Below are 21596 nucleotides of genomic sequence, written 5' to 3'. Positions count from 1 at the left end.
CTCTTCGTCATTCGTTACGAAAACGAACATCTTTGAACTGGATTGAACAAGGGCAGTTTTATGGACCAGCAGGCTACAGATATTCTCGTCGCATCCCAGGCGGCACTTCGCCAGGCAAGCGCGCTGATGGTTCAATACTCCTTCTCGATCGTCGGCGCCCTCATTCTGCTCATCATCGGCTGGGTTGCAGCGACACTCTTGCAGCGCTGGTCCTATGAGGGATTGTCGCGCATTCGCGGATTCGATGAAACGCTGGCACGTTTCTTTTCGGGCATCGTGCGCTACGTCGTCCTCATTCTCGTACTCGTCATGGTGCTGGGCCAGTTCGGCGTCCAGACCGCCTCCATTCTTGCCGCCCTTGGCGCCGCAGGTTTGGCAGTGGGTCTCGCTCTTCAGGGAACATTGCAGAATATCGCCGCCGGCATCATGCTTCTTGTGCTTCGCCCGTTTCGCGTCGGCGAGTACATCGAAACGAGCGCTGTCACCGGCACCGTTGTGGAAATCGGCCTGTTTGCTACAGAACTGAAGACGAGCGACGGCCTCTACCGCCTCGCACCAAACTCCACGCTCTGGAACGTGCCGATCACCAATTACAGCCGTTTTCCTTCACGCCGCCACGAACTTTCCGTCACCGTGCCGAAGGGCGAAAGCACTGCCGATACACAGGCCATGCTGATGGACGTCGCCCGCTCCGACAGCCGCGTCCTCCTCGACCCGGCCCCGACCACCTTCATCGATACCGTAAGCAATGACAGTGCGACGGTGAAACTGCGGTACTGGGCGCGAAGCGAAAACTGGTTTGCGACGACGCGTGATGTGACGAAGGCGCTGAAGGCGGCGTTTGATAAGCGGGATATGCAGGTGAGCGAGCAACCCGCGGAATAAAATCGAAAAAGGGCTGGTGCAAACCGGCCCTTGTTTTTGTTGTCAGGTTTACTGCCCCATCGTAGATCGATGCGCCCACCCGGTCATGCGTCTTTCGATCCACGCCATCACCGCATACATGGCGATGCCTTCGACGGCGAGCATGAGAAGCCCCGCGAAGACGAGCGGCACGTTGAACTGGCTTTGGGCCGAACTCATCATGTTGCCGAGGCCATAATTGGAGGCGACGGTTTCGGAGACGACGGAGCCGACGAAGGCCAGCGTTATGGCGATTTTCAGCGAGCCGAAGAAATAGGGCATGGAGCGGGGAATGCCGACTTTCAGCATGATGTCCATCTTCTTCGCGCCCAGCGCCCGTAGGACGTCTTCGGTTTCCGGCTCGATGGTGGCAAGGCCGGTCGCGACATTGACGACGATGGGGAAGAAGGAAATCAGAAAGGCCGTCAGCACCGCAGGCACGGTGCCGATGCCGAACCAGATGACGAGAATGGGAACGAGCGCGACTTTAGGAACGGCGTTGAAACCGATCATCAGCGGGTAAAGCCCAGCATAGATGGATTTCGACCAGCCGATGAACAGACCGATTCCCAGCCCCGCAACCACTGCCAGCGCAAAGCCTAGCGTGGTCGTGTAAAGCGTTTGCAGCGAGTTCTTCCAGATCGGCGACCAGTATTGCACGATGGCCTGACCGACCCGGATGGGCGATGGCAGGATGGTCGGTGGCATTTTCAGTGCGTAGACCAACAGTTCCCAGGACAGGAAAAGAGCAAGCGTGTAAAGCCACGGGGCGGCCTTGACCCAATTCACGCGGTCGATCAGTGGCTGGTGCGGCTGTTTGGTCACGCGGCTGTCTACAACCGCGCTCATGCCGCCACCCTCGCCTTGGCGATTTCACCGTGCAATTGCTGAACCATATCGTTGAAGCTCTTTTCGTACATTAGATCGAGTTGACGCGGGCGTGCGAAAGGCACCTTGTGCTCGGCCAAAATTCTGCCCGGCCGTGCGCTCATCACGAATATCTTGTCGGCCAGGAATGTCGCCTCGCGCAGATCATGTGTCACGAGAACGATGGTCACGCGTTTGGCGGCGTGAAGATCGCGGATGACGCACCACAATTCCTCGCGGGTGAAGGCATCCAGCGCGCCGAACGGCTCGTCCAGCATCAGCAAGTCTGGCTCATGGATCAAGGCACGGCAAAGATTTGCGCGCTGTTGCATGCCACCGGACAGTTGCCATGGAAACTTGGAGCCGAAGCCCTTCAAACCGACGATTTCGAGCAGGCGCTCGGCCTTTGCGACATATTCCGCCTTGTGCGCGCGTAAACGGTGGCGATGCTTTTCGACGATTTCCAGCGGCAGCAGAATGTTTTCGAGCGTGGTGCGCCACGGCAGCATGGTGGGGTTCTGAAACGCCATACCGACGATCGACACCGGCTCCGTAACCTGCTTGTTGGCGACGATGACATTGCCCTTTTGCGGAATGTGCAGGCCGGTGACGAGCTTCATCAAGGTCGATTTTCCACAGCCGGATGGGCCGACAACGGCGGCGAACTGGCCTTTTTTGACCTTGAGATCGAGGCCTGAAACGGCAAGCGTACCGGATGCCCCGCCATAGCGCATATCGACGCCATCGATTTCAACCAGATGAGGCATGCTTATTTCCCGTCTTCACTTTCTCGGAGAGCCCTTCTTTTTCCTGTCTCTCCGGCCTTGAGCCGGAAGCCAGCATCAGCGCTCCCGCGCCACATAGAGGGTCTTACTTGATCGCCCTGGACCCCGGATCAAGGCTGGGGTGACGGCGGTCCTGTAATCGCTTGGTGACCATCAAGGCAGCAGGCGCTCGTCCTTGGGCGGCAGGTAACTGGCGTCGAAAACCTGTTCAGCTTTCACATTGCCCTTGAGGCCCACGGAGACTTTCAGCGTTTCAATGGACGCCGCCAGACGTGCAGGGTCCACACCGCCCATACCGTTCTCCACCACGTACGGCGTCTTGATGTTCATGGCGTTGGCCATGGTCAGGCGCTGCAATTCGATATCGCTGCTCAGCGTTTCATTGCGCTTCAAAACGGCCGCTACACCCTCTTCCGGGTTCTTGACCGAGTCGGCAAAGCCCTTGGCTAGCGCCTTCAGGAAACCCTTAACAGCTTGTGGGTTTTTCTCTGCAAAATCAGTGTTGACCAGCACGGCGTTGCCATAGAGATTCAAGCCGTGTTCGGCCATCAGAATGGTGGCGATATCGTCGTCTGCAATGCCCTGCGCCTTCAGGTTCAGGATGACGGAAAAGGCAAAGCCGAATACGGCATCGACATCGCCTTTTGCCAGCATCGGCTCGCGGACCGGAAAGCCGATGGACTGGATATCGATCTTGCTGTCATCGATATTGGCAACCTGTTTGAACGCCTTCCACTGTGCAAAGGCACCATCCGGTGGCGGTGCGCCCAGCTTTTTGCCTTCCAGCGACTTCGGATCGTCTGTGATACCCAGCGACTTGCGGCCAACGACGGCAAAAGTCGGGCGCTCATAGACCATGTAGACGGCCTTCACCTTTTGGGTTGGGTCTTCGTCCAGAAACTTCATGACGGAATTGATATCGCCGAAACCCATCTGGTAGGCGCCGGTTGCGACACGCGGGATGGCCTCGACCGAGCCATTGCCGCTGTCGATTGTCACATCAAGCCCTTCGGCCTTAAAGTAACCCTTATCCAGCGACAGCAGAAAACCGGCGGACGGACCTTCAAATTTCCAATCGAGCGTGAATTTTATGGGTGTTTCCGCGAAGGCTGGCAACGGTGCAGTCACAATTATAGACAAACCGATAGCGGCCAAAGCCGCTGTTTTTGAAAACAGCCTTCGCGTCAACATTCTGATTTTTTCCCTCTGGAGATTTTTATCTCGTTGAGGCCATAAAAAACAATTTAAACCCTTATAGCAAGTAAAAATCGCACATATTTTGCTCAAAAATACTATCGCTCAAAATATAATCAATTGACGTAAATCTTTCGTGCAAGGCGCGTAATTTGCAGGCAGCCACGTCAGCTTTCACACGATTGTTCACTTCAGGAACACTTCGTTCTCAACTGGCGGCATTGCCAAAGCCGTGCTGGCGAAGAACATAGGAATACGACAAGAACGACCAGGAGAGACCCCATGACATCGGCGCTTGGCATCCACCACATCACCATGATCACCCGCAAGGTGCAGGCCAATGTGGATTTCTATGTCGGGTTTCTGGGTTTGCGTCTGGTGAAGCGTACCGCCGGTTTCGAAGACGCCATGCAGCTTCATCTGTTTTACGGCGACCATGCCGCCTCTCCCGGTTCTCTCCTGACATTTCTCGTCTGGGAGGATGGTGCGCAAGGCCGTGTCGGTTACGGCCAGACGCTGGAGGTGTCGCTCGCCATCGATCCCGCCAGCATCGGCTTCTGGCTGACCCGCGCTCTTTCGGCGGGGATTCGCACCGAAGGGCCGATGGAGGAGTTCGGCGAACCGGTCATCCGCCTGAAAGACCCGGACGGCATTATCCTGAAACTGGTCGGCACCCGCGCCTTTGCGGAGGCAACCCCACATGAAGTACCCGATATTCCCTTGGAACATGCCATCCGCCGCATCCGCGGCGCGACGATGCTGAGCGAAGTGCCGGAGGAAACAGAGAGCTTTCTGGCCAGTCACTTCAACTATACAAGGCTCAGCCAAAATGGCTCCATCCGCCGCACGGTTTCCGCATCCGGCGATATCATCGATGTTCGAGACGCGACCGGCTTCTGGTCCAGCGCGCCCGGCACCGGCACGGTGGATCACATCGCCTTTCGCGCCGCAGACATGGACGAACTGAACGAGACGCTCCTCAGGCTGAAATCCCTCAACTCCTCAACGACCAATGCGCATGATCGCAAATACTTCCACTCACTTTATGTACGCGAACCCGGTGACATTCTCATCGAAATGGCGACGGATGCGCCCGGCATGACGGTGGACGAACCGGAGGAGACATTGGGCGAACATCTGTTCATCCCCTATCTCTTCATGCGCGATGAAGAGGATGTGCGCGTGGCGTTGCCGCAATTTTCGCTGCCGGGTGAAGAGCGCGTCATCTACCGCGACCTGCCCTTCGTGCATCGGTTCTACACACCGAACGATCCCGATGGCAGCACCATGATTCTTTTGCACGGCTCCGGCGGTAGCGAAACGAGCCTGATGGCACTTGCTCACACAGCCAACCCACACGCCACGCTGCTGGGCGTGCGCGGGCGCAGCACCGAGGAAGGCATCGCCCGCTGGTTCCGTCGGTTTTCTGATCTCAGCTTTGACGAAAAGGACATCGCTTTCGAAGCGGACGCGTTCGCCGCATTTCTGGAAGAGGCCGTCCGTGTCTACGATATCGACCAGACGAAACTGAGCTTCATCGGCCATTCCAACGGCGCGAATTTCATTGCCGCCGTCTTCGCGCTCCATCCGCCCTTTGCGACAGATGCTCTGCTGTTTCGCCCCATGCCGGTGCTGGAACATTGGCCACTTGTGGACCTCTCCGGCAAACGCTTCACACTCGCGGCTGGCGAGACCGACCGCCATAAAGACCGGGCTGAGGCATTGAAACAGCATCTCGTCGAAAACGGTGCGGATGCGCAGGTGACACTCCTGCCACTTGGCCACGAATTAGGACTGGAGGATGTGGAGCTCGCCAAACGCTGGGCGAAAGGGTTGTCCACAGCCAGCCTTGCCTAATCGACCGAAAAAGGCTTAAAAAACAGGATCATATTTGGGGTTCTTATGACATCGTTCCTGTTGCTGCTCATATTCGGCTACATCGTCGCGTTCTTCTATACGCTCAACGCCAGCATCAAAAACTCACGGCGACTTGAGGTTGTCGAGGCGGAGCTGAAAGACCTCAAGGCGAAAGTCGCAGCTGGTGTGGTGGCGGTTACTGAACCGGCGCCAATCGAAGATATGTCTGCCGAAGACGATGTGCTGGCCACAATGCCTCAAGCCGATACGGCTCCGGCGGCAGAAGATGTGGAATTGCCTGTCGCAGCGCGGGTTTCGACAGAGGAAAGCATCAGGGACGACATTGCCGCTGCGGTCTTCGCCCCCACTGCGCCCCGCAAGACGGAAAGCTTCGAAAGCCAGCTCGGCGCGCGCTGGGCGGTGTGGGCCGGTGGCCTGGCACTGGCGCTGGGCGGTATTTTCCTCGTCAAATATTCCATCGAAAGCGGCCTTCTCAGCCCTGCCGTGCGGCTTGGCATGGCGGCCGTCTTTGGTCTTTTGCTGGCGGCAGCCGGTGAAGCGATCCGCCGCAAGGCGGTGCCCAGCATCGCCAGCGCCTACTCCAATGCCATGATCCCCGGCATATTAACGGCAGCGGGTGCGGCGACCCTGTTCGGCGTGACCTACGCCGCATATGGCATTTACGAGTATATCGGGCCAACGACGGCCTTCATCTTGCTGGCGCTCGTCGGCTTTGCCACAATCGCTCTGTCTCTGCTGCATGGGCAGGCGCTGGCCGGTCTCGGCCTTCTCGGCTCCATGGTCACGCCTGCGTTGATCTCAAGCGAAAGCCCCAATATCTGGGCGTTGTTCAGTTTCCTCACCGTCTCGTGGCTCGCCACGGCTGCGGCTTCGCGCCGACAGCACTGGCATGTCGTTCCGGCTCTCGCCAATATCGGCCTTGGCCTATGGGCGATCAGTTACATGGTGTTTGCACCGTTGATCGAAGCAGAACCCGTCGTCGCCAGCCTCATCGCCATGATTGCCGGTTCGATCTGGATCTGGCCTGGAAAATACACCAGTCAGCCGCGCGATATGGCCGTTTACGGCCCGCGTTCGGACAGCTATTTCCCTGTGATTGCAGAATTGCTGGGTCGCCCACCGGCAAGTCTCAACGTCACCCTGGCGCTCGCCATCGTACTTCCAGCGCTCGCATTCTCCGTCATCGAAACCGGCATAACCATGCATCCGGCCTTTGCGATGGCGGTTCTCGTTCTGGGTCTGGCAGCTATCGGTGCCGGACGTAACCACGCCGTGTGGCCTGCCATTTTCGCGTCGCTAGCGGCGCTGGGTTGCGCCAATCTATTGGCAGGCTTTGGTGTCAACTATTTACCGTCGCTAGGGGACGGCAGCACCTTGCTCTCCTCTGTCGGCATCAACGATGCAGCACAGGCGCCGGTGACCCGGATCATGGGCATCCTGTTTCTGCTTTTTTCCTTTGAGGCCGTCCGCAGAAAGACCTCCAGAGACCCTTCTTTCGGCGCGCTCTGGGCATTTATAGGCTCGGTCGTTCCACTCGGTCTCGGCATCATCAGCTTTGTCCAATACGGCAACCTCACACGCGATTGGCTGCACGCTGCCTATGGCTTGTCGATCGGCCTCGTTCTGCTGGGCAGCGCTTACCGGTTGGACCGGAAACGGGATGCCGCCTTTGTCACGCCGATCAACATCATGGTCATCGGCTCCTTCCTGGCCTTCATCTTTATCGCCCACACACTTACATCGGGGCTAGCCACCATCATTCTCATCCCCACCATTGGCTTTGCCTATGTGCTGGGTACACGGCGCAGCTCTTGGGCCGCCCTGCCCTGGACCATGGCGCTCGCCTGCCTCTTCGTACTTGGCCGCATCGCTTGGGAACCGACCATCGTCGGGCCGCAGAACCTTGGCACGACGCCGGTCTTCAACGCGCTGCTGCCCGGTTACGGCATTCCGGCTCTGCTCGCCATCGCATCCGCTTGGCTGCTGCGCGATTGGCCGGGCGCGCGGGTGAAGAACTTCCTGCAAGCCATTGCCAGCCTTATGGGCCTGCTGGCCATCGCCATCCTCGTACGTCATGCGATGAATGGCGGCGTGTTGAACGCTGCGACACCGACGCTGGGTGAACAGTCGATCTACACGCTGCTGACCATCGGCATGTCCGGTGTGCTGATGACACTGGATCTGAAAAGCCCAAGCCCCGTCTTCCGTTACGGCTCGATGGTGGCGGGTGTGATCGCCATGTTCAATGTGCTGTTTGCACATTTCTACGGTCTCAACCCTTACTTGACCGGCGAAAGCACCGGCCCATGGCCGTTCTTCAACCTGTTGCTGATCGGCTATCTGCTACCGGCCATCGCCTATGCCGGGCTGGCTTTGTATGCGCGCGGCAAACGTCCCGCGCTCTATGTCACGCTGCTCGCCTTATCCGGCGCCGCACTCGGCTTTGCCTGGGCGACGCTGTCGGTGCGCCGGTTCTGGCAGGGCGAGAACATCGCGGACTGGAAGGGCTTCCTTCAGGGTGAAACCTATAGCTATTCCGTCGTGTGGCTGGTTATCGGCGTGGCGTTGCTCGTGCTGGGGTCTCGCTTTAATGCAAAAAGCCTGCGGCTTGCCTCGGCGGCTCTGGTGTTTCTGGCCGTCGCAAAGGCCTTCCTTATCGATATGAGCAATCTGGAAGGCGTGTTGCGTGCTTTGTCCTTCATCGGTCTCGGCGTCGTGCTGATCGGCATTGGCCTGTTCTACCAGAAGATATTGACCTCGCAGCCGAAGCAGCAGGAGGCGCAAGGGTGATTGCGCCGCCTTATTCCCGCGTCTAAACAGCAACCGTTCAAACCGGGGGAATCACATGCAATCGCAGGCTTTCGCACCGTTCGAGGCATTGGCTGAAACGTTGATACTGCATGCGACCGAAGGTGATGACGGTTCGCATGATCTGGCGCATATCCACCGCGTGTTCCGCAACGCCATGCGCATTCACGCGCAGGAGGGCGGCAACGGCACGGTGTTGGCGGCGTGCGTTTTGCTGCATGATTGCGTGGCTGTGGAAAAGAACTCGCCGCTACGTGCTGAGGCGTCGCGACTGGCGGCAGAAAAGGCATCCGGCATTTTGGCCAGCCTTGGCTGGGGCGATGCAGATATCGACGCCGTGGCTCACGCCATCCTCACGCACAGCTTTTCCGCCAATATCGCGCCGGAAACGCTGGAAGCAAAAATCCTGCAGGATGCGGACCGGCTGGATGCCATCGGCATGGTCGGTGCTGCCCGCTGCTTCTACATCGCGGGACGCATGGGTTCTGCCCTTTACGATCCCGAAGACCCGCTCGCCAAAAACCGCCCGCTCGATGACCGGCGTTTTGCCATCGATCATTTCGAAAACAAATTGTTCAAACTGGCCGACGGCTTCCAGACCGGAACGGGACGGCAAATCGCTCGGGAACGGCACGAACGCCTGCAACAGGTCCTCACCCTGTTTCTGGATGAAATATGAGACCTGCCATGCGTATCACCCACCTCAACATCTACCCGCTGAAAAGCGCCCGTGGCGTTTCGCTTGCCGAGAGCCTTGTCTCTCCCGAAGGGTTGCCGGGCGACCGCCGCCTGATGCTGGTCGATCCCTCCGGGCAATTCATCACCCAGCGCGAATTACCTGATATCGCAACCATCATTGCCCGCGCTGAGCCGGGTGGCTACCAACTTTCCATCGATGGCAAGGGGCAGGTCCTTGCCATCCCCTCGAACACCCGCATCGATACAACGGTGTGGAGATCGGTGGTCGATGCAGCCGTCGCCAATGACGATGCCAATGCGGCGCTGTCGAAATGGCTGGGGCGGGAAGTGAAGCTTGTCTTCTTCGATGATCAATCGCGCCGCAGCGCCAATCTCGAATGGACCGGCAACGAAACCCCCGTTACCTTTTCGGATGGCTACCCGATTCTCCTCACCACCACGGCGTCGCTTGCTGCTCTTAATCAGGATATGGAAGCCCACGGCGAAGGCAGCGTCGGCATGGAGCGCTTCCGAGCCAACATCGTGTTGGATACCGATGAGGCGTGGGCCGAAGACCGCTGGGCCGCCATCAACATCAACGGCATCCGCTTCGATCTCGTCAAACCCTGCACCCGCTGCATCATCACCACGCAGGATCAGACCACCGGCTCCCGCGACGCGCCCTCGCCCATGAAAGCCATGGGCCGCATCCGCATGTCCGCGGACCGCCGGGTACCCGGCGTCCTATTCGGCTGGAACCTCACACCACGCGGCGAGGGATCGATTGCGGTGGGGGATGAAGCGAAGGTTGTGGAGGAGCGAGTAGAGGGTTGGGCGATCACGAGGCGGTGAGCGGTAGTGTGGGGAAGAAGTGGTAGGTTGGCGGGTGTGGTTCACCCCCCTCTGTCCTGCCGGACATCTCCCCCACAAGGAGGGAGATTGGCTGGGCGCTTGCTCACCACTCTATCCGCAGCCTTATAGATGCGCGAGACGTCTCTGCGATTCGATCTCCCCACCTGTGGGGGAGATGTCCGGCAGGACAGAGGGGGGCAAGCCACACGCTCTGCCATCAATTCTGCAGTCTCCCAAACAAGCACCCTCACCTTTCTAGCAACACCCATCAACCTCGCTCATATCCCCGTCAAGAAAAGTCGTTGGCGAAAGACGTTTGCAAACGGTAATAATATCTCACTGTCTGGAGATCATTCCCGTGTCCCGAATCGCCACCTCTTCCACCAACCCCATGCCATGGTTCATTATCGTCGCTGGCTCCCTCATAGCCGTGCTGACCTTCGGTCCGCGCTCTGCCATGGGCTTCTTCCAGCTACCTATGCTGGCCGATACCGGTTGGGATCGCTCCACTTTCGGGCTGGCCATGGCGTTGCAGAATCTGTTCTGGGGGCTTGGGCAGCCGGTTTTCGGTGCGCTGGCGGATAAGTATGGAACTGGACGCGTTCTGGTCCTCTCCGGCTTCATCTATGCGGCTGGTCTTGTCTGCATGTCCGTGGGCACATCGCCGCTTTGGCTGCATCTGGGCGGCGGCGTGCTGGTTGGGCTTGGCGTTGCGGCGGGGTCTTTCAGCGTGATTCTCTCTGCCTTTGCCCGCCACGTCACGCCGGAGCAGCGGACGATGGCCTTTGGCATCGGCACCGCGGCGGGTTCTGCCGGTATGTTCGTCTTCGCTCCCATCAGCCAGGGACTGATCTCCACCTATGGATGGTCGGATAGCCTCGTTTGGCTGGGCGCCATGATGTTGATCGTGCCGCTTCTGGCGTGGCCGCTGCGCGGTAACTCCTCGTCCGGCACGCAGTCTCAGACGCAGTTCAAGCAGACCGCCGGGCAGGCTTTGAAAGAAGCGCTGGGCCACAAGAGCTATCTGCTACTGACGACAGGCTTTTTCGTCTGCGGCTTCCAGGTGGCCTTCATCACTGCGCATTTCCCCGCCTATCTCGGCGATATCGGCATCGAACCACGTTATGCGGTCATCGCCATGGCGCTAATCGGCTTCTTCAATATTGCGGGGTCGCTGGCCGCCGGTTTCATCGCCCAGCGTTACTCCAAGCCCTACCTGCTGGCTTATATCTATATCGGTAGGTCCATCGCCGTCACCGCGTTCCTGCTGTTGCCGCAATCACCGACGTCGGTGATCATCTTTGCCGCCACCATGGGAATCCTCTGGCTCTCCACCGTGCCGCCAACCAACGGCCTCGTCGCCATCATGTTCGGCACGCGCCATCTCGGCATGCTGGGCGGCGTCGTGTTTCTGTCGCACCAGATCGGGTCGTTCCTCGGCGTCTGGCTGGGTGGCTTCCTCTATGACAAGCTCGGCTCTTACGATCTCGTCTGGTGGCTGGGTGTCGCCATGGGCCTGTTTGCCGCCGTCGTGCATTGGCCGATAGAGGAACGGGCCGTGCTTCGACCGGCAGCAGCGTAAGGCACGCGATCAGCTAGCCTTGTTCAACGCCTTCAATGCCGCCTGTACGAAACCATCACGGGTGGAGTTTTCATCCAGGCCGCGCGGCTCATAGACGTGCCGATGCAGAAAATGACCGGTTAGCCTGAACGCCGCTGCGAGGCTTTCGCTGTCGGCCGCCTTTGAGTTTTCCTTGCTCAGAAACTGCGGCAGCGCCAGCATGCGCGCGGCATAGGGCGCGCCAGCATGACGCGAAACCGCCCTGCCCGTCTTTGGCGAGACATAGATGAGGTCATCGCGAAGACCCGTGGCTGCGCATTCGTTGAGATCCAGCCCGAAGCCGAGATCGTTGAGCACCGCCAACTCGAAGCGCACGAACAGCTCTCCCGCGTCGGCGGGATCGGAGAGATTGTCGAGGATGACATCCAGCGCTTCAAACAGATGCGGATGCGGATCCCGCTCCGGCAAGAGACGCAGCAGTGCCGCCATGGCCTGAACGCCGTAAACGGCGGTTGCCGTTTCCATCAATTGCGCTGCGCGCAATTGCAGCGGTTCGATACGATATTCCCCCAGGTGATCGTGCAGACGCGCGCGCCACGTCACATCAACTCGGTTGCCAGGTTGAAGAACGGGCTGCATGCTGCGCGAACGACCTGAGCGGACAAGTCCCAGATATCGCCCACGGGTGCGCGTCATCAGCTCGGCAATGACGCTGGTCTCACCATGGCGCTTTACGCCGAGAATAATTGCATCGTCCTGCCACTGCATGGATGGTTTGCTCGATCTGCCAGTCTAAAAGCCAGATATAGCCGATCCGGCGCATCAGCGCTTGGTTTTCACAGCCCCATGATGCGCGAGACGAAGGATTTAAGCTCGACCTCGCCGAAAGGCTTATCCAGAAGGTGGGAATCGGCGAAATCAGGCGGGAAACCACTGGTATCGCCGTAACCGCTGACAAAACCGAAAGGAATCGAATGCTCGCGTAAATGGCGTGCAAGCTCATAGCTCATGCCATCAGACAGGCTTACATCGAGAAGAACGCAGTCGGGTCTTGCCCGCAGAAGTGATTCCTTGGCCTGAAACAAAGTGGTCGCAATGTCGATAGTCTGGACACCCATGGCCTGAAGGGAAGTTTCCACATCCATGGCAACTAGATATTCGTCCTCTACGATGAGAACCCGTTGAGGCAACATTTTTTATCTTTCTCTGGCCGCAAGCAATAACGCGGCATCAAAAACATCCGTGAACATTCACAGAACCAATTCCTATGACATCGCAGATCGGGTTCACGCCGTCATTTAAAAAAGACATAGCAAATTAATCAGAAATTACATCAGAAATTTCTAAATGAATGGTCGCGCGTTGCGCAAATCCGCTTCCCAGCCAGCCGTCTGGGCCAATCCGGCGTCATCCAACACGATGCATCCCTTATCGGTCCAGCGAATCAACTCTTTGTCCGCAAGCTTACGCAGGGTCTTGTTCGTGTGGACAATGGACAGTCCCAGCGTATCGGCCACGTGCTGCTGTGTCACCGGTATCGGACCGTTGGGCTCCAAAAGACCAACCCTAACGGCCTTGTTGTAGAGGAACGCCAGTAGATAGGCTGCCCGCTCCAGCGCCGTACGTCGCCCGATGCTCAGCAAGTGGTTGTCCAGCATGCGCTCTTCGCTGGCAGCAATCCAGGTGATGTCATAGGCGAGCGACGGATGATCGCCAAAGAGGCTGTGCAATCGGCTGCGTTCGAAAACGCACAGGGTAATGGGAGACAACGCCTCGACCGAGTGCTGCATCTCTCCCATCACCGTGCCTTGCAGACCGACGAGATCGCCCGGCATCAGGTAATTGAGAATCTGGCGGCGCCCGTCTTCCAGCGTCTTGTAGCGGAATCCCCAGCCTTGCAAAATCGTATAAAGATGCGCGCTGTGCGAGCCCTCCATCAGCACGATGGCGCCCGGCTCCACCGAGAGTTCACCGGTTTTGAAGCGGGAGACGAAATCCAGTTCCGGAGCCGTGAAATCGCGGAAATATTTGAGGCCACGCAAAGGGCACTGCTCGCAGGGCGTGGTCGACATTCCGTTTGGCTTCTTCGGCGACATGATCATCCATAAACAACAAAATCGACAATGTTATCAGCGCATTCACCCGGCAACCGAAACGGTCACGTCGTCTATAATCAGTTTCGCGGGAACTCCAGGCCCATCTCGCGGAAGCGTTCTGGATCATCGCCCCAGTTCTCGCGCACCTTCACAAACAAGAAGAGGTGAACGGTCTGTTCGAGAATGGCCGAAAGTTCCTTGCGCGACGATGACGAGATGGCCTTGATGGCATCGCCATTCTTGCCCAGAGCGATCTTCTTCTGGCTGTCGCGCTCGACATAGATGACCTGCTCGATACGAACAGACCCATCCTTGCGCTCTTCCCACTTCTCGGTCTCGACGTGGGATGCGTAAGGTAGCTCCTGATGCAGGCGCAAAAACAGCTTTTCGCGGGTAATTTCGGCCGCAAGCTGACGCATCGGCAGATCGGAGATCTGGTCTTCCGGGTAATACCACGGACCCTCCGGCAGTTCATCCGACAGATAGTTCATTAGGTCGTCACAACCCGAACCGTTGGTGGCAGAAATCATGAAGGTGCGGTCGAAATTGACGATCTCGTTGGCGGTAGACGCCAGCGTCAGCAAATCCTCGCGCTGAACCTGGTCGATCTTGTTCAGGCAGAGAATCTTCGTCTGCTTCACATCCTTCAGGCCCTCGAGGATGGTTTGTGCGTCGCCCTTCAGTCCACGCTCGCTGTCGATCAGCAGCAGAATGATATCGGCGTCCTTGGCACCACCCCACGCGGATGTGACCATGGCGCGGTCCAAACGACGGCGCGGTTTGAAGATACCGGGCGTATCCATGAACACGATCTGTGCGTTGTTGTGAATCGCAATGCCGCGCATCACGGCGCGCGTCGTCTGCACCTTGTGGCTGACGATCGACACCTTCGCGCCGACGAGATGGTTGACCAGCGTCGATTTGCCCGCATTGGTCGGGCCGATCAGCGCAACGAAGCCGGAATGGGTCGGTCTGGTTTCAACGATTTCGTCTGACGGCGTGGCGTCGAGTTCATGTTCGGTCATGGGGTATCCAATCAATTTGCGGCAGACGATTTCTGCCAAACGCCTTCGCGTTCCAATAATTTCGTCGCGGCCACCTGCTCGGCAGCGCGCTTGGAGCGATCAACGCCCGTTTCCGGCGCAACGCCGGGTACTTCCACCGTCACCGTGAAGCTTGGATCGTGGTCCGGTCCGGTGCGGTCGTCAATCCTGTAATGCGGGGTCGCAGCAAATTTTGCGTGCGCCCATTCCTGCAATTCCGTCTTGGCATCGCGTCGTCCCGCATCCACGCGGGTGGCGCGCTGGTTCCAGTATTTCAAAATGAAGCTGCGTCCGGCCTCCAGCCCGCCATCGATGTAGATGGCGGCAATCAGGCTTTCCACCACATCGGCACGCACATTGAGCATCGCCTTGCCGGTCAGCTTCTTGACATCGGCACCGGTGCGAATGAACAGATGCAGACCCATTTCGTCAGCAATGGCGGCGCAGGATTCGGCACTCACAAGCTGATTGAGGCGCACGGAAAGCTCACCTTCAGTGGCGTTGCGAAAAGTGGTGAACAGCAGTTCGGCAACACACAGGCCCAGCACGCGGTCGCCGAGAAACTCCAGACGCTCGTAATTGCCGGTTTTTCCGGCACTGGCGCTTGCATGGGTCAAGGCCCGGTCGAGCCGGGCCTTTTCCTTGAACTCATATCCGATAAGAGCTTCCAGACGGCCGATTTCGTCTGCCGAAAGCGACTTCACCTTGCTCATTGAACGACCTTGAACAGGCGGTCCCAACGCATGTTGGCGGGCCAGTCCCAGACGCGGCTGAACGGCGTGTCGTTGCCCAGCGAGAAGAAGATCACGCTTGCGCGGCCGATCAGATTTTCAGCAGGCACGAAACCAACGTCGAAGCGGCTATCCAGCGAATTGTCGCGGTTGTCGCCCATCATGAAATAATGGCCTTCGGGAACGATGAACTCGCGGGTGTTGTCGCCGCGGGAATCAGGCGACTGGTCGAGCGTGTCGTAGGTCACGCCATTATCCAGCGTTTCGCGGAAGACGGGAACGTTTGCACCGGGATCGGCACGGTAATCCGAGGTGAAGACGCCATCGGGCTGCTTCGGCACGGGCTGGCCGTTGATGAGCAGCACGCCGTTGGTCACCTGGATGCGATCACCCGGCAGGCCGACGAGGCGCTTGATGTAATCGACTTCAGGGTTTGGAGGCAGGCGGAAGACGACGACATCGCCACGCTTGGGCTCGCTGAACTCAAGGATGCGGCCGGAGAACAGGTCTGGCGAAAACGGCAGCGAGTATTTCGAATAGCCGTAGGAGAATTTGTTGACGAACAGGTAATCGCCCACCAGCAGCGTCGGCATCATGGAGCCGGACGGAATGGTAAAAGGCTGGAAAAGCACCGTGCGGATGACCATGGCCAGGAGCAACGCCTGGACGATGACCTTGACGTTTTCCCAAAGGGCGCTCTGCTTCTTTTCAGCTTGTTCGGACACTTAAAGACCTGCCTGCTCGTTCTTCGATTTCGACGGACTTCTCTAGAACCTTTCAAGGGTAAAGGGAAGCGTTTCCATCGCGTGTGGCAGGTCTAAACCGGCTTGGCGGCGGAATTTGACGTTATTTGGTTACCGCGACGGCCTCGATGATCACAAAGGCCTGCGCATAGGGAAACTCGTCAGTGATGGTCAGATGGATGACCGCTTCGTGCCCGGCGGGCAAAAGCTTGGCAAGGTGCTCTGCCGCGCCATTGGTCAGCCGCATCGTCGGCTTGCCGCTAGGCAGGTTTACGACACCCATGTCCTTCCAGAACACACCCTGCGCCAGCCCCGTTCCCAGCGCCTTGGAGCAGGCCTCCTTGGCTGCGAAGCGCTTGGCGTAGGACGCTGCCCGGTTCTTGCGACCATCGGATTTCTTCTGCTCGACCTCGGTGAAGCAGCGGTTGGTGAAGCGATCGCCGAAGCGTGAAATGGAGGTTTCGATGCGCCTGATGTCGATGAGGTCGCTGCCCATTCCGATAATCATTCGGTGGTCCCTGCTGCTAGATTGGCATCGGATTTGCGAGCTGCCGCGTCGGCGATGTGCTGCACCAGCAGCTGATCTTTACGCGTTCTGAAGCCGCGAATAACTACGTAGACGCTGACATAGGCCACGACGGCCGACAAAGCTGCGGGGATGAGCGCGCCGATGGTCATCGGTTCCAGAACCGGCTGCCAGAGCTGAAGGAAGTTCATGTGGCTGAAAATCTGGGAGAAATCCACGTGGGACGAGACATTCTGATCACTGCGCCCCAGAAGCAGATGACCGAGTTCCCAAGTCGAAGCCCAGATCAGAGGAAATGTCAGGGGATTGGCAAATGTCGTGCCGAGCGCGGCGGCCACGAGGTTGGCTCTGAGCACGAAGGCCAGTGCCATGGCAATCAGGATATGAATGCCAAGAAAGGGCGTCCATGCGACCGCCACACCCACTGCCACACCCGCCGCCACGGAGTATGGGGATGCGGACAGCCGCACGAGCCTCAGCTTCAGGTAACGAAGCGAACGGCGAAAGCCCATGCGCGGCCACAAAAGGGCGCGCAGTCTTTCAAGATGGCCAGCAGGTTTACGGCGACGAAACGGCATAGGGGGAACTTATTGCATCGTTTCGATCACGCCAAGGGCGAAACCGCGGCTTGTGTCCAAAGAGCGCACTTTCGAATGCGCCCATAACATCATACCGATATGGCCGGTATGCAATTTTGCATTAACGGCGGAACATGCCGCGATCGATTTCGCGCTGACGGAATTCAAGGTCGACGCGCGATACGGAGTCGCTCAAATAATCGAATTCACGTTCCTGAACAGACTTACCACGAACGGCGCGGGCTAGCTTGCGAATTGGTCCAAACATCTTCTTTTCCTTTTCCAGATACATCGGCCTCACAACATCGGATCGTGTCCGGCTGGCCGTCTGCTTGCTCTTGATTTCTGATGTGAAGATAGGTCGGAAAACGCTAATTGACTACAGACAGGACAAGGCCGCTGCTATGCACTCAATGCATAACAGCGGCCCTGATGATGATATTTAGAGCAATATTGCCTTAATCGAAGGCGCGTTTGACCGTGGAAACGCAATCCAGGTCTTTCAGCTGCGACAACAGCTGGCTCAACTGCCGTAAATCCCAGACTTCGATGTCGAGCGCCAGTTCGGAAAAGTCCGTTCCGATACGCACCATGTTCAACCCACGAATGTTCACGTCCAGCGTGGCAATGGATTGGGCGACCGACGCCAGCGTGCCGGGCTCGTTCAGCGCATTGATCATAACCCGCGCCATGAAACGAGATTTGTTGGCCTCATCCAGATCCCAGCGCACATCGATCCAGCGTTCCGGCTCGTCGTCAAAGCGTTGCAGTGCCGGCGACTGGATCGGGTAGATGGTGATGCCCTTGCCTTTTTCCATGATGCCGACGATGCGGTCTCCCGGAACGGCACCTGCCGCACCAAAATGCACCTCGACATTGTCGGACAGACCGCGAATGGGCAACGGGTCGGGACCATCGATCACTTCGGTCGCGCCATCGTCTTCCAGCACCGAGCGGGATTTACCCGGTATCTTGAAGATCATGCCGGATGCGCTGCGCATGTTGAACCAGCCATCGTCGCCGGTCATCTTCACGGTGACTCGCTCGTCCTGATAATCGGGATGAACGGCGCGCAACACATCCAGAGACGAGACTTCACCGCGCCCGACGGCGGCAATGGCGTCTTCGACGTCTTTCTGCGCTAAGCGGTGCAGCACGGGCTTCAGCCCTTCACGCGAAAACGGCTTTCCGGCGCGCTCGAAGGTGCGCTCCAATATGCGATAGCCGAGACCAGCATATTGCTTGCGAATGGCCATGCGGGTGGCGCGGCGAATGGCCGAGCGTGCCTTGCCGGTCACGACCACCTCTTCCCATGCGGCAGGCGGAACCTGCACACCAGAGCGGATGATCTCGACTTCGTCACCATTGTTCAGGCGCGTGACCAGCGGCATGATCCGGCCGTTGATCTTGGCACCCACGGTCGTGTCGCCAATATTGGTGTGAACGGCATAGGCGAAATCGATGGGTGTCGCACCGCGCGGCAACGCGATCAGCTTGCCCTTTGGTGTAAAACAGAAGACCTGGTCCTGGAACAGTTCGAGCTTCGTGTGCTCCAGAAACTCTTCCGGGCTGTCCCCTTCTGCCAAGGCCTCGATGGTATGGCGCAGCCAGGAATAGGCGTTGGATTCCGGCGACAACACATCGCCATCGCGGATTTCGCCGTCCTTATAAAGCGAATGCGCGGCAATGCCGTATTCGGCGATTTCGTGCATGCGCTTGGTGCGGATTTGCAGCTCGATACGCTGGCGCGACGGACCGACGATCGTGGTGTGGATTGAGCGGTAGTCGTTCTGCTTCGGCGTCGAGATGTAGTCCTTGAACCGACCGGGTACGACGCGCCAGCGGGTGTGGACGATGCCGAGCGCCCGATAGCAAGCGGGCAGATCCTGCACGAGAATGCGGAAACCATAGACATCCGACAGCTGCTCGAAGGACAGCGACTTTGACTGCATCTTGCGAAACACGGAGTGTGGCTTCTTCTGACGACCCTTGACGTAAGCGCCCTCCACACCATTGGCGATGAGCAATTCGCGCAGCTCATCCTCGATCTTTTTGATGAGGCCCTGGTTCTGTTCTTCAAGCCCCTGAAGACGTTTTGTGACCGTCTCGAAGGCTTCCGGGTTGAGGTAGCGGAACGAGAGGTCTTCCAGCTCGTCGCGCATGTCCTGCATGCCCATGCGTCCGGCCAGCGGCGCATAGATTTCCATCGTCTCTTCGGAAATGCGGCTGCGCTTGTCCTCCGGCATATGCTCCATGGTGCGCATATTGTGAAGACGGTCTGCCAGCTTCACCAGGAGAACGCGCACGTCGTCGGAAATCGCCAGCAGCAGCTTGCGCAGGTTTTCAGCCTGCTTGGCTTTCTTGGTAACGAGATCGAGCTTCTTGAGCTTGGTCAGGCCTTCGACCAGTCGGCCAATGTCTTCACCGAAGAGATCATCAATTTCCGCGCGGGTGGCGCTGGTGTCTTCGATCGTGTCATGCAGCAGGGCGACCGCGATGGTCGATTCATCGAGATGCATCTCGGTGAGAATGGCCGCGACTTCCAGCGGATGCGAAATGTAGGGATCGCCGTTAGCGCGTTTTTGCTGGCCATGTTTTTGCATGGCATAGACATAGGCCTTGTTCAGCAAGGCCTCGTTTGCGTCTGGCTTGTATTTTTGAACTCGCTCGACGAGTTCATACTGTCGCATCATGTATGGGATGCCCCGAAAAAGAAAGCGCGCCAATCGTTAGATCGGCGCACAATGTGGTATAATCTGCGTTCAGATTATGACGATAAAGATTTACAGAGCGTAACCGGAGATTTTTCCGGCGTACATCCGAAAATCAATAATCGTCGTTCTTTTCAGGCGGCACAAGACCTTCGATACCGGCCAGAAGATCTTCTTCCGTCATCTGGTCGAAGTTGACGGTCTCTGGCGCATCGTCGTCCTCTGCGTCGCTGGAAGAACCGGCGGCCGCAATCGAGACTGGATCGGGTTCTGGCTCGTCCACTTCCACATGCTTCTGCAGCGAGTGGATCAGGTCTTCCTTCAGGTCGTCAGGAGACAGGGTTTCGTCAGCGATTTCGCGCAGCGCAACAACAGGGTTCTTGTCATTGTCGCGATCGATGGTGATCTGCGACCCTTGCGAAATCTGGCGCGCACGATGGCTGGCCAGAAGAACCAGTTCGAAGCGGTTGTCTACTTTATCGATGCAATCTTCTACGGTGACACGGGCCATTGCCTGTCCTTTGCGGTCTTAATGTCGCGGATTACCCGTCCCGATACAGGCATTGACGGAAGATTTCAAGTTTTTCCTGATCGGCACCTTCTATAGGCATAAGAACGTCGCATTTCTGTCAAAAAGACTGAACCTTGTGCAAAAATCCTAAAAATGGGGCTGGACTGCCAAAGCATGGCACTTATATGAATGGTTAATAATGTACCGTGCCCGGCAGATATATTCTCGACCGTGTTGCTCTTTTGATTGTTGGCGGCTCGCCCGTCGAGAAAGGATTTTGTTTTTATGTTCGACCCACGTGAGAAAATTGCACTCTTCATCGACGGGGCCAATCTCTATGCCGCATCCAAAAGTCTCGGTTTTGATATCGATTACCGAAAACTTCTGAAGGCCTTTCAGAAAAGAGGCTATCTGCTGCGCGCGTATTATTACACCGCATTGATCGAAGACCAGGAATATTCCTCCATTCGTCCGCTGATCGACTGGCTGGATTATAATGGCTACAAGGTCGTGACGAAGCCCGCGAAGGAATTTACCGACGCGATGGGCCGACGCAAGATCAAGGGCAATATGGACATCGAACTGGCCGTCGATGCCATGGAGCAATCCGAGACGGTTGATCACCTCGTGCTGTTTTCCGGCGACGGCGATTTCACCACGCTGGTCGACGCGCTTCAACGTCGTGGCCGCAAGGTCTCCGTTATCTCGACCATGTCCACGCAACCGCCGATGATTGCCGACGATCTTCGTCGTCAGGCCGACCACTTCATCGATCTGCTGTCGTTGAAGGCTGAAATCGGTCGCGATCCAAGCGAACGCGCTCACCGCGTCGTGGAAAACACCGAAACGGTCGAGTAGACTTTAGCCACACCGACGAAAGCGCGGGCGTCTGAAAAGGATGCGCCGCGCTTTTTCGTGCGCGCATTTCAGGCTTCCGCCCATTCCCGGCATCCGCACATCGAGAGAGAACGACGCCCGTTGCACGTTATCACATCGACACCGACCGGTCCCTTATGTTGCCGTGGCATTCGAACCATTTTGATCGCCCAGTTTTTTATGATGGTAATGAGCACTGTTTTGTATCAAATACACGATATGATCGGCTTTTTTCGCCGACGCGCCAGTGTGACC

General features: G+C 57.7%; 21 protein-coding genes. 7 read left to right on the top strand and 14 right to left on the bottom strand.

From position 1 onward, the window contains the following. The first annotated feature begins 60 nt into the window (after positions 1-60). A complete protein-coding gene (locus tag RRU01S_RS19040; protein WP_045231798.1) occupies positions 61-885 on the top strand; it encodes a mechanosensitive ion channel family protein in 825 nt (274 codons plus the stop codon). A 48-nt stretch (positions 886-933) separates the two neighbouring features. Here RRU01S_RS19040 and RRU01S_RS19035 read toward each other — a convergent pair whose 3' ends face one another. From RRU01S_RS19035 to RRU01S_RS19025, 3 genes are all read right to left on the bottom strand, one after another. Further along, positions 934-1752 carry an ABC transporter permease gene (locus RRU01S_RS19035; protein WP_045231797.1) on the bottom strand — a complete coding sequence of 273 codons (819 nt, stop codon included), beginning with the start codon at positions 1750-1752 and terminating at the stop codon, positions 934-936. Continuing rightward, the gene (locus RRU01S_RS19030; RefSeq protein ID WP_045231796.1) at positions 1749-2537 is read right to left on the bottom strand and encodes an ABC transporter ATP-binding protein; all 789 of its coding nucleotides are present in this window, start codon (positions 2535-2537) and stop codon (positions 1749-1751) included. Before RRU01S_RS19030 ends, RRU01S_RS19035 begins: the two co-directional genes overlap by 4 nt. A 171-nt stretch (positions 2538-2708) precedes the next feature. Then, the gene (locus tag RRU01S_RS19025) at positions 2709-3746 is read right to left on the bottom strand and encodes an ABC transporter substrate-binding protein (protein ID WP_045231795.1); all 1038 of its coding nucleotides are present in this window, start codon (positions 3744-3746) and stop codon (positions 2709-2711) included. 285 nt (positions 3747-4031) lie between these two features. Here RRU01S_RS19025 and RRU01S_RS19020 point away from each other — a divergent pair, with 285 nt between their 5' ends. The 5 genes from RRU01S_RS19020 to RRU01S_RS19000 all read left to right on the top strand — a co-directional run bounded on the left by RRU01S_RS19020 (position 4032) and on the right by RRU01S_RS19000 (position 11547). Further along, positions 4032-5606, top strand: coding sequence for a VOC family protein (locus RRU01S_RS19020; protein WP_045231794.1), 1575 nt, complete (start codon positions 4032-4034; stop codon positions 5604-5606). 45 nt (positions 5607-5651) lie between these two features. Then, entirely contained in the window at positions 5652-8417 is a 2766-nt protein-coding gene (locus RRU01S_RS19015) for a DUF2339 domain-containing protein (RefSeq protein WP_045231793.1), read from the top strand. A 55-nt stretch (positions 8418-8472) separates the two neighbouring features. Next, positions 8473-9114, top strand: coding sequence for an HD domain-containing protein (locus tag RRU01S_RS19010; RefSeq protein ID WP_045231792.1), 642 nt, complete (start codon positions 8473-8475; stop codon positions 9112-9114). 8 nt (positions 9115-9122) lie between these two features. Further along, positions 9123-9965 (top strand): MOSC domain-containing protein, encoded by an 843-nt coding sequence (locus RRU01S_RS19005; protein WP_045231898.1) that lies wholly within the window; start codon positions 9123-9125, stop codon positions 9963-9965. Between the two features lie 391 nt (positions 9966-10356). Beyond that, on the top strand, positions 10357-11547 hold the full coding sequence (locus tag RRU01S_RS19000; protein WP_108722684.1) for an MFS transporter: 1191 nt from the start codon (positions 10357-10359) through the stop codon (positions 11545-11547). A 9-nt stretch (positions 11548-11556) separates the two neighbouring features. Here the strand turns inward: RRU01S_RS19000 and recO are convergent, their stop codons facing one another. The 11 genes from recO to rpoZ form a co-directional block, all read right to left on the bottom strand. Further along, entirely contained in the window at positions 11557-12294 is a 738-nt protein-coding gene (gene recO / locus RRU01S_RS18995; protein WP_045231791.1) for a DNA repair protein RecO, read from the bottom strand. Between the two features lie 68 nt (positions 12295-12362). Next, positions 12363-12719, bottom strand: a complete 357-nt coding sequence (locus tag RRU01S_RS18990) for a response regulator (protein WP_045231790.1) — start codon at positions 12717-12719, stop codon at positions 12363-12365. Positions 12720-12869: 150 nt separating this feature from the next. Continuing rightward, positions 12870-13622, bottom strand: a complete 753-nt coding sequence (locus RRU01S_RS18985) for a Crp/Fnr family transcriptional regulator (RefSeq protein WP_045231896.1) — start codon at positions 13620-13622, stop codon at positions 12870-12872. Between the two features lie 77 nt (positions 13623-13699). Further along, positions 13700-14647, bottom strand: coding sequence for a GTPase Era (gene era / locus RRU01S_RS18980; RefSeq protein WP_045231789.1), 948 nt, complete (start codon positions 14645-14647; stop codon positions 13700-13702). Between the two features lie 11 nt (positions 14648-14658). Continuing rightward, positions 14659-15378: a ribonuclease III gene (gene rnc, locus RRU01S_RS18975; RefSeq protein WP_045231788.1), complete on the bottom strand. Its 720-nt coding sequence runs from the start codon at positions 15376-15378 to the stop codon at positions 14659-14661. Further along, positions 15375-16121, bottom strand: coding sequence for a signal peptidase I (lepB, locus tag RRU01S_RS18970; protein WP_045231787.1), 747 nt, complete (start codon positions 16119-16121; stop codon positions 15375-15377). Before lepB ends, rnc begins: the two co-directional genes overlap by 4 nt. Positions 16122-16242: 121 nt before the next feature. After that, entirely contained in the window at positions 16243-16647 is a 405-nt protein-coding gene (gene acpS / locus RRU01S_RS18965) for a holo-ACP synthase (RefSeq protein ID WP_045231786.1), read from the bottom strand. Continuing rightward, positions 16644-17243, bottom strand: coding sequence for a DUF2062 domain-containing protein (locus tag RRU01S_RS18960; protein ID WP_045231785.1), 600 nt, complete (start codon positions 17241-17243; stop codon positions 16644-16646). Before RRU01S_RS18960 ends, acpS begins: the two co-directional genes overlap by 4 nt. 121 nt (positions 17244-17364) lie before the next feature. Beyond that, the gene (locus RRU01S_RS25520; protein WP_065698469.1) at positions 17365-17511 is read right to left on the bottom strand and encodes a DUF3563 domain-containing protein; all 147 of its coding nucleotides are present in this window, start codon (positions 17509-17511) and stop codon (positions 17365-17367) included. 190 nt (positions 17512-17701) lie between these two features. After that, the gene (locus tag RRU01S_RS18955) at positions 17702-19936 is read right to left on the bottom strand and encodes a RelA/SpoT family protein (RefSeq protein WP_045231784.1); all 2235 of its coding nucleotides are present in this window, start codon (positions 19934-19936) and stop codon (positions 17702-17704) included. A 133-nt stretch (positions 19937-20069) separates the two neighbouring features. Continuing rightward, complete coding sequence (rpoZ, locus tag RRU01S_RS18950) at positions 20070-20465, bottom strand: DNA-directed RNA polymerase subunit omega (protein ID WP_045231783.1); 396 nt, start codon at positions 20463-20465, stop codon at positions 20070-20072. 285 nt (positions 20466-20750) lie between these two features. Between rpoZ and RRU01S_RS18945 the strand changes: the two genes are divergently transcribed. Next, positions 20751-21323, top strand: a complete 573-nt coding sequence (locus RRU01S_RS18945) for a LabA-like NYN domain-containing protein (protein ID WP_045231782.1) — start codon at positions 20751-20753, stop codon at positions 21321-21323. Positions 21324-21596 lie beyond the last annotated feature (273 nt).

Origin of the sequence: Agrobacterium rubi TR3 = NBRC 13261, from assembly GCF_000739935.1 — a bacterium.
Taxonomy (GTDB): domain Bacteria; phylum Pseudomonadota; class Alphaproteobacteria; order Rhizobiales; family Rhizobiaceae; genus Agrobacterium; species Agrobacterium rubi.
Note: the sequence above shows the minus strand (reverse complement) of the source record. Positions and strands in the feature narration are given on the sequence as shown.

Bases quoted from the DNA above. Each gene is read 5' to 3' on its own strand.
- RRU01S_RS19040 (WP_045231798.1), top strand. From the start codon at position 61: ATGGACCAGCAGGCTACAGATATTCTCGTCGCATCCCAGGCGGCACTT.
- RRU01S_RS19035 (WP_045231797.1), bottom strand. From the start codon at position 1,752: ATGAGCGCGGTTGTAGACAGCCGCGTGACCAAACAGCCGCACCAGCCA.
- RRU01S_RS19030 (WP_045231796.1), bottom strand. From the start codon at position 2,537: ATGCCTCATCTGGTTGAAATCGATGGCGTCGATATGCGCTATGGCGGG.
- RRU01S_RS19025 (WP_045231795.1), bottom strand. From the start codon at position 3,746: ATGTTGACGCGAAGGCTGTTTTCAAAAACAGCGGCTTTGGCCGCTATC.
- RRU01S_RS19020 (WP_045231794.1), top strand. From the start codon at position 4,032: ATGACATCGGCGCTTGGCATCCACCACATCACCATGATCACCCGCAAG.
- RRU01S_RS19015 (WP_045231793.1), top strand. From the start codon at position 5,652: ATGACATCGTTCCTGTTGCTGCTCATATTCGGCTACATCGTCGCGTTC.
- RRU01S_RS19010 (WP_045231792.1), top strand. From the start codon at position 8,473: ATGCAATCGCAGGCTTTCGCACCGTTCGAGGCATTGGCTGAAACGTTG.
- RRU01S_RS19005 (WP_045231898.1), top strand. From the start codon at position 9,123: ATGCGTATCACCCACCTCAACATCTACCCGCTGAAAAGCGCCCGTGGC.
- RRU01S_RS19000 (WP_108722684.1), top strand. From the start codon at position 10,357: ATGCCATGGTTCATTATCGTCGCTGGCTCCCTCATAGCCGTGCTGACC.
- recO (WP_045231791.1), bottom strand. From the start codon at position 12,294: ATGCAGTGGCAGGACGATGCAATTATTCTCGGCGTAAAGCGCCATGGT.
- RRU01S_RS18990 (WP_045231790.1), bottom strand. From the start codon at position 12,719: ATGTTGCCTCAACGGGTTCTCATCGTAGAGGACGAATATCTAGTTGCC.
- RRU01S_RS18985 (WP_045231896.1), bottom strand. From the start codon at position 13,622: ATGTCGCCGAAGAAGCCAAACGGAATGTCGACCACGCCCTGCGAGCAG.
- era (WP_045231789.1), bottom strand. From the start codon at position 14,647: ATGACCGAACATGAACTCGACGCCACGCCGTCAGACGAAATCGTTGAA.
- rnc (WP_045231788.1), bottom strand. From the start codon at position 15,378: ATGAGCAAGGTGAAGTCGCTTTCGGCAGACGAAATCGGCCGTCTGGAA.
- acpS (WP_045231786.1), bottom strand. From the start codon at position 16,647: ATGATTATCGGAATGGGCAGCGACCTCATCGACATCAGGCGCATCGAA.
- RRU01S_RS18960 (WP_045231785.1), bottom strand. From the start codon at position 17,243: ATGCCGTTTCGTCGCCGTAAACCTGCTGGCCATCTTGAAAGACTGCGC.
- RRU01S_RS25520 (WP_065698469.1), bottom strand. From the start codon at position 17,511: ATGTTTGGACCAATTCGCAAGCTAGCCCGCGCCGTTCGTGGTAAGTCT.
- RRU01S_RS18955 (WP_045231784.1), bottom strand. From the start codon at position 19,936: ATGATGCGACAGTATGAACTCGTCGAGCGAGTTCAAAAATACAAGCCA.
- rpoZ (WP_045231783.1), bottom strand. From the start codon at position 20,465: ATGGCCCGTGTCACCGTAGAAGATTGCATCGATAAAGTAGACAACCGC.
- RRU01S_RS18945 (WP_045231782.1), top strand. From the start codon at position 20,751: ATGTTCGACCCACGTGAGAAAATTGCACTCTTCATCGACGGGGCCAAT.